Source organism: Chryseolinea sp. T2, from assembly GCF_037203685.1.
Lineage (GTDB): Bacteria > Bacteroidota > Bacteroidia > Cytophagales > Cyclobacteriaceae > Chryseolinea.
In genome coordinates this window covers 307073-318214 of the sequence record NZ_JBBCAU010000004.1, presented here as the reverse complement: position 1 = coordinate 318214, position 11142 = coordinate 307073, and the positions used below count along the sequence as shown (strand labels likewise).

The window sequence follows — 11142 nt, the reverse complement described above, 5'->3', positions numbered from 1 at the left end:
AACGGATCGCGCTTAACGTTTGCTGAATGAGTCAATAGGAAACACAAAATGCGGTGTGTTCTTATCAGGCTTAACAAAATCTAACTCGATGATTAGACCTTTTTTCGTTCGCGACAATGTCACCGTACCGTCCACTCTATCGCACGTAGACCGATACACGATTTCTCCATTGTTCCGAAGATCCGACCAAGCACCACTGGCGGAATTGTTTACAAAGACGTATTCGCGATCCAATCCATTTTGGACCCATTTGAGCTTGTCTCCGCCGTAACTGATAAACTTTCCACTTAAAACAACAGTCTCATTTGTGACCTTGTTTTCAATTCTACTGTATCGCCATTCTACGGTGTCACTTTTTGGATCTGCGCTCTGCGCTCTCAATGAAGCCGTAAGGAAATTAAAGAGACAGAACGCTGCTATACCAATTGCATGGTGTACTCGGTTATTCTTCATAATGTACGTTGATTGAAGTATTTGTGGAATCAGTATCCCTTATAATGATAGTCGAGTGACTTGACTATGTCTCCTTTCTGATCTTTGGCTGCTCGTAAACGTCCAAATCCGTCATACTCATAGCTTGTTATCGTGTTTGTTGCATCATTGACAAACCTGGTTCCAGATATTGGATCGTAAGTGAAAGTTTTTACGGTTGCCACCACTGGATATACGCGCAATTCGTCGATCAGACCAGTAGCTCCGCTTATAGTGAGCGTGGTAGCTGCCGAAGTTGTTACTTCTTTCTCATACAAGATCCATCCGTTTGCATCGGGCGCAGACGTCCTTACATCCACGATGGCGCCGCCGGATAAGGTGACAGTTCCTTTGGCCCAGTACTCTAGTTTGAATTTTCCGGTGGCTAACGTCCTTGTAACATTGCCATTGCTAAGTTTGTAATAGTAATCGCCGGTTTTCACAACGATATCGTTAGATGATGCCCCAGAGTACGTCCAATTTCCTTTGGCATCAGGCTCAAAGCTGGTTGCTGCGACATCTCCCGCAGTTGCATTAGTTATTTCGGCAATAGGCAGTGAATTACCGTAACCCCAGAGATATGCGCCGACAGCGTTGTTCAATTCCTGGACCCTATTGAGTCGTTTAGACGTCGCATCGTATCCCAAATCGACTTTCTTAACGTAGCCAGCAGGCAAGAGAACCGTAGTGGTGTGTGCTGGTGGTGTAGCCGGAATGGCCGATTCGTGAATATGAATTTCAATTGGTTTCCCGTCGGTATTGTATCGCGTAACTTTTCCGGAAATCAATTGTCCTCCCTTTGTGACCTCTTCCTTCACTGGAACTACCAGCACGTTCTTACCGATCAATGCGGGTAAATTGTCAACTGTGCCATAGTCTTGTGGGAACCATGTCTTTGACTCTATGGTGCTTCCGTCACTGGCTACCTGGGAGCTCCGAGTCACTTGGAGGTGACTTGCGTTTTCATAGAACATTTGAGTCACTGTGGTAATAGGAGTCCAGGTACTACTGGTTCCGTTCTTGTAATATGTCGTTCTGATGAGCGAGTCCTGGTAAACAAATCGGCTCGTAACATTGAATGGAGCAGTGAGGTGCATACCGGCTTGGAGGGCAGGCTCATATGAGGAGAACTGAACCTGCTGCATAATCCTAACGCCCTGAATTGTATGATAGTTAGCGTTGCCGACGGCGACGTTCTTAAATGTATTCTTAATGTATTCTAGCTTTTCACCTGCCGAATTGTATTTTACCTGCTTTATGAGCTTACCCTGTCTATAGTCAACGTTCTCACGGGGCGCAAACGGAGGCATTAGGTTTGCAAATGTTGAGGCATAAGACAAACCTGTTAGGTCAAACCAATTATCTGCGTATCCATTCTCTCCACTCGCGCCATAGATCTCTCTTACCTTTTTATAAACCACGTAGCTTCCTTGTCCAGTGCCTAAGTTGACAAGGCTTTGAGAGGAAATTGAATAACAGGTTATATTACCGAGACTAGCACATCCCGAACCTGGTGCCGGTGATGCACAGAGGTGCTTGATGAAATGCTTTTTAAATACGGGAACCGAAACTACGAGGCCGCTGTCATATTGAAATTTTCGAACCGATGCTAAAGATGTACTCACGTCTGAAGCAAAGTCTCTGATTTCGCTTACACGAAGCCCGCCTCCTGTATTCACAACTCTCCTGTTACTGTCAAAGTATCTGACTTCCGCATGTGTCCAGTACGCATTTGCTGGGGGTGTATTGCATGTTCCACCGACGCAACCTTCATTCGTAACAACTAACCTATATGATGATCCCGGCTGAATCGCGATATTAAAATGCATTACTACGTTATTCAAGCACGGGTATGGGAGTTGCCATATCATTCCAACGGGCGCAGCCCATGTTCCATTGGTCAACTTTTGAAGTTCGACTTTGGGACGTGGATAATTAAAGGGCTCTCGGTAATCATTAAATCTGATATCTATTGTAACACTGGCGCTTATCGGAATAAACGTTGCACTTATTTGCGTTGATCCATTCTCTGCTGGCACGTACTGAGAGTCTTCCAGATCAAGCTCTTCAACTCCATTTAAAAAAGTATGCATTTGATAATCAAACTCCGTCGCACCACCGGTGGGATAGTCTATTCTTTTTAGAACTCCTTTCTTCATATGCGTTTCTGACGATTGCCGATTTGCTGGAGTGAGGCTCGAAGGCAATTGAGAACCAAATTGATCTGTCACAAGAAATGCAGAGGATGTGTTGGGAATTAAATGGGTATTGCCGGTGGCGCCATTAAAATAACCCCAGTAGTCCTGTGCCATAGATATCGTAGAAGGAAGCCCGCCCGGATCTTCATATGTGAATTTAAAGGGTGGTTTTTCTGTTCCGTCTTGCCCAATTTCTTTCACCGACTCAAGGAAAAGCCTGCTTTGGTAGTTGGCGTATTTAAATTGGAAAGTTCTCCTGAGCACACCAGCTTTATCAAATACTTGAATCTTGTCGAGTTCTTTCCCTCCGGTAATATCGACGCGCGTTGCTGTTGTGGTGAATACCAACTTTCCTTTTCGGCCAGATATCTCCGATAACAGCGACGAGCCCGATATCGATGTACCCATCATATAGTCGCCCTGGAAGCCGGTTGTAAATGATTCGATATAGCTACCCGGATTGTTATGCCATATATAAGTCTGGGAGCTGGGTCGAAAATACGACTCGGATTTGGGTAAGTATGTGAACTTTATCGTGTCTGAGAGATCTGCTGATACCATCTTTGACATGTACCATGCCGTAATATTGGCGGGAGCGCCACCGCTTGATGTTGACTCAATTACGTCAAAGTGATAACGGATTCCGCTTTCGTCAACTAATATCCAGCTTTCATAGGGACTTGTCTTATTTGTTTTCTCGAACTTGATTTTCTCGGCCGTTGTAGTGTAATACTGCCCAGCATCGTCGAACATCATTTGGCCTGACCGTCCATTGAAATTATAGTAATAAACATCTGGTTCAGGATCAAGTATATTCTTGGCATAGGTTTCTACTAGTTCCGTGTTGCTTAATTCTGCTGGTGTGTCCGGAATGCCATTGGTAAGTCGTCCTGCATCCTCGTCCGGTCGTCCTCGAACACTTCTGGTGATTACTCCCATTCCATTTAAAGACCAACCTACTCCAACCCATGAAGCAACATCTTCGATTTTCACCCCACTGGCAGAATAACTTAGCGATATAGGGAGTGAAAGTTCTTTCGACGATAGCTCGAAGAGCGGTACGCCAACGCTTGGCGTTCCAGAAAACAAACTGGCAGGTACGTCGCCGTACTTTCCTAATGCGGAAGCGGTTGGCGAAGGAGGAATTACTGTCGGCAGTTGATACTGAGATTGACTTTGTGCCCGGGATTCAAAGACTCCCGCCGAGAGGAAAGCACATAGTAGTTCCAATGCACCAAAAATTCTTAGCGCGTTTTTCATATGTCAAAATGATAATGGGAATGATTTATAAACCTTTTGCTGCCGTTTAACCGATGAAGCTAATGACGACGATCTCTGCTTATTTATTGATTGATAACGACGATTATGACTTCACTTTCTTCTTTGAATTCTTTGGTTGTATCTCGATTCCTACACGCGCGCACAATCTCCCCTTATATGGACTACGGTTGTCGGGGTTGTACAAGTTGTACATCAACATCGCTGTACCATTTATACGTTTCAATATCCGATATGATTTATTGATTCCGATTAGTGCACCAAAGACCCACTCGCGCCCGTCAGTGTCCACGTTTCCCGACGAAAATTTCGATGGAACAATCACCTTCATAAATTCGGACTCGGCTCTTGCTGAAAACCCCTTGGCGATAAGGAATTCCCCGTAAATGCGCGGACCAAAAAAGCTTTGATCACTACTAAATCCATGGTTAGACGAGCTCGTATAACAAATCCTTTGATTCCAGCCCAGCCCCCCTAAAGTTCGTCCACTCACCTTGTATCCGAGGTAGGGGTTAATGTCTATCATCCACGATCCCTTCACGCTCATCTGAAACGATAGCCCTGGAAGTAACCTTTGCACAAATCGACGTTCCCGCATCGGATTTGGTACGCGCTTTGGCAGCTTCGTTATATCTTCAGCATTTTCAAATTTCCGCTTGAACTTCTCAAGTTTAGCAATAGCTTCCTCCAATTGTGCCGTTCTTCCAGCAAAATGATCGACTGCTTCATGCTGAACGTGCTGAAGCATTTGCTCCTTCACAGCCTGTTCATCACCGGCCTTGCTAATCATCGATGCTACCTGGCTCCCCTGCCCTATTTGCTCCTGCACAGAAGAACCAACTGAAGTCTTCGACAATTGTTGCTGTGCAGTCTCAGATAAGTTCTCCACGTTCATCTCCCCAACTTTCGGAATTGATGACATGTCTGTTATTTGCTGCAGCCGACTCGGAATTGCTGAGGGCTCTATATTTCCCAGCGCATCTAAATTTTGGAGTGAAACAGTGCGACGCAGATCGCTTCCCAAAGTAGCGATGGATTGAATCTTCTCGTTTACACCTGGAATCAGATTACCAATACTTCGAATATTGCCCTGAAGATCACGGGACAATGGTGACTGTACTGACGAGATTTCCTGCAAAACCTGATTCGCTTTGTCACGCAACTCAGGAGGCAATGGCAAATTATCAAGCTTGCTTCTGATCGCTTGCTGAATGGAATCAGATTTGTCAGTAATCTTCTTTAGTCGTTCATCCTTCCATTGCATAATGCTGTCAATCTTTTGAACAAGCCTAACGCTGTCGAATCTATTCTTTAATGCCCCTAATTTCGATTCAATAGAATTGAACCGTCGATTTGAGATCTGAATGACAGAATCAAATTCCAACTTAGCCGTATCTAGTTTACTAAGCGCAATACCCTTCAATGAATCGATGTAAGCTTCTGCGTGTATCCTAAAGGTTGTATCTTGAACTTCACGAATGATAGATTGACTCAAGCAGATGCTTGGCGTAATGCCCACGGCCATAAAGAAAAGTATGGCCAAAGAACGGGCACGCGAAAGTCGTGTCACTATCATGAATAACATTGTCCTTGTAAGTCCTGTTCAACACTTGGTCAATAGACAAAACAGTATCCACCATCGTTCGTGCGTACGATAGGACTCCAGAACGGAGCAGTACTTTTTTATTACCGACCGATTATTTTTTAAGATGTATTCTTCAACTGCATAGAATGAGCGTCCAGCTACAAATGCGTTGAAACAATTGAAAGCATGCAAATTCTCAACAGAATGAAATAGATATCTCTTGCTACTTGATTTTAAACTAAAGAAATGACTAAAGTATAACTGGGGATTTTTTTCTACTGGATAACTCGTCGCAAAATTCTCAAAACAACTGACCGGCTACATGCAACTTGCTGCGATAAATAACGCCATTTATTTTTCTCTTGTGCAAACCAATGAACAAAAATATTTAACAGCTTGTTTCTGTATCCCCGGTTTTCCGGGGGATAGTCGAATATCATAATTCCGGTCCATGTTCCAATCTATCACTTACCGGCACGATCTGCAATCAGGAATTCCTGACATTTTTTATACGCACATCGACGTGCCTGACCTAGTAACATTACATCCGACTCCATATCTAAGTTGTAACCGGTTGACTCTTGCGGCACATAACCCATGCAACTCCTGTTTTAAAGAGACGAAATGAAAGCGATCACTGCTTACAGGTTTCCTGTTCTTGGAAATGCGATGAAAATTATCACCATATCAGGTCTTGTACTGATTGTGGCCAGAAGTGTCAGTAAACTGACTGGCTATTTGTAGCAGGGCTTCGCATGCCAGATTCGGTGAACTCTTGAAGTCGGTAAAATGAACACGTGACGTTTGTCTGGTGGTTCGCTGTCCATGTATAAAAGCGTCAGGGGAATTGTGATTGCTTTGAACTGGATAGATCCGTACAGGACGTAATCTGTAGTCGTTGTTGCCTCCAGGTCCATGAACGCAAGGAGGCCAAAGTGAAGCGAGTCAGGGATAGGTTTTTCCTGCCTGAGAATGCAATAGATGTCGCCACAGAGGACTTTCAATTCAAGCCACTGCTTGGCTGTCAGAGATGGTAAACGCATGCCTAAACGGATATAACGAGTTTATCCATTGTCCTTGCCATAGACTACACAATCATAACAATTGTGCGCCATTCTCCCGCAGTCTGCTTATCAAAAAAAAATTTTAGAATTTTTTTTCTGATCAATGCCTACACGAGGACACCCACCTACACGGCCCCGTCCCCTTGCTCTCGGGAAACTTTTTCCCATTTAGCACTTAGCACATATTCACTTACGGAAATCCTCATCGGAAATCCGCAAGTCAGAATTTTTAGAAAGCAGGCACGGACGGTGCCCCTGCCGATTCAAAGGCATTTTTCCATTAAAATCCACAATCAACTTGGTCCTGACTGTGGATGCTACAATATAGCATGCGTACCGAAAGGATGGCCAATATCTGACCGCGTCCGGGCTCCAACGTTATCTGGATACAACTCAAATCATATACGCCACCGCATGAAATCTCACCTTCGTCCGACAATCCTGACGATGCTTAACCAAACGCGAACGAGTCCGCACGAACGACCCCATCAAAACACGCCTATTTCAGCGATCCGACGCGTCGTTTCCTTATCGTCCTATCAATACTAATATTATATATATAGCTAAGCCCCCAAAACCGGCCATGACATCTTCTGTCGCACTCGTTAAACTCAGTTGAAAACACCCAATTCTGAGACCTATTCCTACCCATTTGTCCCCTCAATCATTGAGGCCATTTGTATATCATGGCCCTCATGCTCAGCTCGTTAACTGCTGCACCAACTTGGTCACAGCGTCTGAACCACACCCAATGAGCTCACAAGCAAGGGATTGAATACGTTTGCTCGATGTTTTCAGAGCGATACGGTTTGTGTATCGAGAACGAAGCACCATGCGAAACGGCCGCTTATTTTCCCCGAATCCATGAAGGTCTCGCCGATGAACGTTCCATATTATCAAAAAGAATAGCCCACTTAACCAAAGGTCTACAGTCACCATATGGGTATTGAAAGCGTCGAACCCACAGTAAAAACGACACTCAACGTACCAGATCTTGGTGCTATCAGCGCATACAACGGTTGCGGTACTCGCTGACGACTTCCCTTCATCATCATTATTTTTCTCCTCACTATTTTTTTGACCGAGGGCGATTCGAACCCCGGCACCTCCAATACTAACATCAACCTTGCGGTGAATGGGTCAACCGCGCAAACTATTATGTCAATCACAGCAAAAGAACGCGCGATCGAGTACGCAAAGAACTACCCTGTAGCAGTCACCGACTCTGGTCTCTTCGGACCGGTGAGCGTAAGCAACATTGGCTCCTTCAACGACAGGACGATCATCAACCTGTGTCTGAAGACATCAAAGTCCTCTCCCAGGAATGCAAGTATCTCATTTCCTTCTGATTGGTCCAAAGCCAAAAAGTTTCGCGGCGGGGATCTAGTAAATGTTCAGATCGAGGATGGGTATATCCGAAATATCTGGCCTGCAAAGCCTACTGCACTGACTACCACGAAAACCGTTGAAGAGGTTGCCGTAGCTGCTGAGCCAGCAACGAATCAGGCTGAAACGCCTGATCCGAACAAGCCATTCTAAGGCATTCAAGTTCATTAATTAATTGAGGGAGTCCGTTGTCGGGCTCCCTCTTTCATTTTGCAAACATCAAGAACATGCACAATACAATCAGCGCTCCAGAACAGGAGCAGACCAATTCATCGACGGTCCGCAAGGCAAAGCCATATCTGATACTTATCGAATGCCAGGGTCAGATTGTGGCCTTTGAAACAAAGGCGGAATACCAGGAATATCTGACTACCAGAGACACAGAACTATGTCGCTACTAACTCAGGAACAGCAGCACGTTGCTGCTCTCTTCACAATCAAACTTGAACCCATGAAGACATCAACAGCAGAGAAGACCGGCAAAGTATCAGAGATCAAAATAAGATATGACCCTAAGTTGAACATCATCAACATGCCTATAGTAAACGGGTCGAAGGACGTTGCTCAAGTTGTTACGCCCCTGTTTAAAAACATACTTCACCACCGCGAGGCGATGTATGCATTGTACACAAATCGCGCAAACAAGGTTCTCGGTTCCTTCCTGGTTGGGTTGGGCGGAGTAGCCGGAGTTGTAGCCGACCCAAAGCTAGTGTTTCAAGCAGCGCTGAAGAGTAATGCGTCAGGAATAATATTGGCACACAACCATCCATCAGGCAATCGAACTCCAAGTCAGGCTGATATTGACCTGACTAAGAAAGTAAAAGAGGGAGCGCGCCTGCTTGAACTAACTCTTCTCGATCACCTTATCATCCTTCCTGACGCAGAATACTTCTCATTTGCCGACGAAGGACTTCTTTAACTATATCTGTACTGAACCAAAAACAAAGTGAAATGAAACTGATAATTGGATTTGTTCTCCTTGTGGTCGTCATGAAGATGAGATCCTGGGGAAGAAGAAACTACTACCGCGATGAAATGTTAAAGCCAGCCTATCAATGCTGGCCGTTGTTCTGGCTATTGTTCTCACTGAGTGGCATTGCTGCGTTCGCCACAGCAATGATACTCATCATTACATCCATATACCGAATGTTATGAGGAGGCTCGCCATTGCTCTGATACTGCTGCTAGTGACAGACTGTTCGCCCCCCAAGCGTCTGCACATTGACGACAACATCTCGATCATTTACAGAAGGGTTAACCAATTACGAATTGCACACGGCCTGCCTCCTCTCCAATATCTCACTGAAACGCAGCAATCAGCAGATCTCTGGGCGAAGCGCTTGGAGAGTCGCTTTCGTCATGCACCACCAGTTTACAGCTGCGAGAACATCGCTTACAATTTCACTGGAGCAGAGGAACTCTTCAGCCAGTGGCTGCATTCACCAGGTCACAAAAGGAATATGTTGATGTGGAGGATTCGCTACTGCACAATATCGGTTCACATTGGAACCCGTGATGGGATCTATCCCACCTACTTCGGAGTGTTCAGAGGCTACGACGCAGAATTAGCCAAACGAAAGAAACGAAAATAAAATCATTTATGAATCTACTAACACTAATCGTTGGGATGCCATCGAGCGGAAAGAGTACGTCTTTTCGAAACTTGGGTCCCGAAACAGTGATGTACAACACTGAAAAGAAAATCCTGCCTTTCAGAAACAAAGGCATTAAACAAGTCTCTGCTGACACCGTCAACGACTTGCTGCATAAGCTCGGACAGTTCAAAGGATCGAAGTATCCCGAGATCACAAATATTGTAATTGACAGCTTCTCGGATTACTCTGACATGCTGATGGCTGAATGTAAAGCCAGGTACAAAGGCTTCGATGTGTACAACGCTTACAACAGCAAGGTGTATGAGTTGTTCCAGGTATTGAAAGCCATTGAGAACAAGTTCATCTTTCTTACTGGCCATCCCGAGATTCTCCAGGACGCAGAAGCGAATACCATCTTTCGAATGGCAATCCGAGGAAAGGAGTACGAAGGCAAGGTCGAGAAGTTCGCCACCTGCGTGTTCTATTCCGATCCAAGGAGAAAGCCGAACGGCAAAGGAGTTGAATATTGGTTCCTGACCAATACTGATGGCCGGTTTCCTGCAAAGACTCCAATGGGAATGTTTCAGGACCTCCACATCGACAACGACGTAGCCAGAATCATTGAAGTGTATAGGAGCTTCTATGCTCAAGAGCCTAAATCAAGTCAACATGCAGCTTAATAAACCCAACATGACAAGAAGATCAACACGGTCAACATTTGCTGAGCCTCTTACTAAGTCGCTCTCATGGGACATTGCTCAAACACCTGTCTCGGTGAATGGGAAGACGCTCTCAAACTATCAAGCCCTGGTGCGAAATGATAATCAGGATGTGCTCGCTGTTACGAAAAAGTCGTATCACCCAGCCACAAACGAAAGATTTCTGGAGGTCGTATCAAAGCTTCACGAGTTCACAGGATTCGACGTGAAGGGTTACAGTGTTTTCCAGGGTGGTCGAAAGGTGCTGGCCTACCTAAAGAACACTGAGAATATGCGAATAGGAGAATTTGATAGCGAGAACTACATGGTTGTGGGTAACTCCTTCGACTGCACGACGGGATTCTTCACTGGTATATCCAACGTAGTGATCCGGTGCAGTAACCAATTCAGCAAGATGAGTATCCAACACAAGGTGAGGCACAACAAGCAATTGTCAATGAAGCTTGACGGACTGGTCCTTTTCTACAAGGGCTTTATGCAGGAACAACAAGCGCTCCAACAGACCTTTACCAGTTGGTCCGAACAGCCTATTGAACCGAAGTTTGCTGAGAAGTTTGTCAATCACGTGCTGGACATAAAGTCAGACGACCTTAGCACAATGAAGGAGAACCAACGGCGCAGTCTAATGGAATCGGTCGGCACGGAGATGGATGCAATGGGTGCAACTCTTTACGGATTGTTCAATGGCTTGACTCACTACTCAAGCCACGTAGTAAGGACAAGCGGCAAGCTATTCGGGAATCCGATCGGTCATTCAGCAAGCCTCAATAATCGTGGGTTTCAACTTTTATCGTCGAAGTAGGTATCCGGGCAAAGGTAGGGAGTTCTCTCCCTGCCTTCATCCCT

Annotated in this window: 11 protein-coding genes; 7 read left to right on the top strand and 4 right to left on the bottom strand. The window is 45.3% G+C overall.

The window, feature by feature from the left end; genetic code table 11:
• Positions 1-12: 12 nt before the first annotated feature.
• From WBG78_RS15800 to WBG78_RS15785, 4 genes are all read right to left on the bottom strand, one after another.
• Complete coding sequence (locus WBG78_RS15800; protein WP_337327419.1) at positions 13-453, bottom strand: hypothetical protein; 441 nt, start codon at positions 451-453, stop codon at positions 13-15.
• Positions 454-482: 29 nt separating this feature from the next.
• The gene (locus WBG78_RS15795) at positions 483-3929 is read right to left on the bottom strand and encodes a hypothetical protein (RefSeq protein WP_337327418.1); all 3447 of its coding nucleotides are present in this window, start codon (positions 3927-3929) and stop codon (positions 483-485) included.
• Positions 3930-4032: 103 nt separating this feature from the next.
• The gene (locus WBG78_RS15790) at positions 4033-5211 is read right to left on the bottom strand and encodes a hypothetical protein (protein WP_337327417.1); all 1179 of its coding nucleotides are present in this window, start codon (positions 5209-5211) and stop codon (positions 4033-4035) included.
• A gap of 1055 nt (positions 5212-6266) precedes the next feature.
• Positions 6267-6575 (bottom strand): hypothetical protein, encoded by a 309-nt coding sequence (locus tag WBG78_RS15785; RefSeq protein ID WP_337327416.1) that lies wholly within the window; start codon positions 6573-6575, stop codon positions 6267-6269.
• A gap of 1179 nt (positions 6576-7754) precedes the next feature.
• Between WBG78_RS15785 and WBG78_RS15780 the strand changes: the two genes are divergently transcribed.
• From WBG78_RS15780 to WBG78_RS15750, 7 genes are all read left to right on the top strand, one after another.
• Complete coding sequence (locus WBG78_RS15780) at positions 7755-8135, top strand: hypothetical protein (protein WP_337327415.1); 381 nt, start codon at positions 7755-7757, stop codon at positions 8133-8135.
• Between the two features lie 74 nt (positions 8136-8209).
• Positions 8210-8383 carry a hypothetical protein gene (locus WBG78_RS15775; RefSeq protein WP_337327414.1) on the top strand — a complete coding sequence of 58 codons (174 nt, stop codon included), beginning with the start codon at positions 8210-8212 and terminating at the stop codon, positions 8381-8383.
• Positions 8371-8901: a JAB domain-containing protein gene (locus tag WBG78_RS15770; protein ID WP_337327413.1), complete on the top strand. Its 531-nt coding sequence runs from the start codon at positions 8371-8373 to the stop codon at positions 8899-8901. Before WBG78_RS15775 ends, WBG78_RS15770 begins: the two co-directional genes overlap by 13 nt.
• Before the next feature lie 32 nt (positions 8902-8933).
• Positions 8934-9137 (top strand): hypothetical protein, encoded by a 204-nt coding sequence (locus WBG78_RS15765; protein WP_337327412.1) that lies wholly within the window; start codon positions 8934-8936, stop codon positions 9135-9137.
• Complete coding sequence (locus WBG78_RS15760; protein WP_337327411.1) at positions 9134-9574, top strand: CAP domain-containing protein; 441 nt, start codon at positions 9134-9136, stop codon at positions 9572-9574. Before WBG78_RS15765 ends, WBG78_RS15760 begins: the two co-directional genes overlap by 4 nt.
• Positions 9575-9582: 8 nt before the next feature.
• Positions 9583-10257 (top strand): AAA family ATPase, encoded by a 675-nt coding sequence (locus tag WBG78_RS15755; RefSeq protein WP_337327410.1) that lies wholly within the window; start codon positions 9583-9585, stop codon positions 10255-10257.
• Between the two features lie 10 nt (positions 10258-10267).
• On the top strand, positions 10268-11098 hold the full coding sequence (locus WBG78_RS15750; protein WP_337327409.1) for a DUF932 domain-containing protein: 831 nt from the start codon (positions 10268-10270) through the stop codon (positions 11096-11098).
• Positions 11099-11142 lie beyond the last annotated feature (44 nt).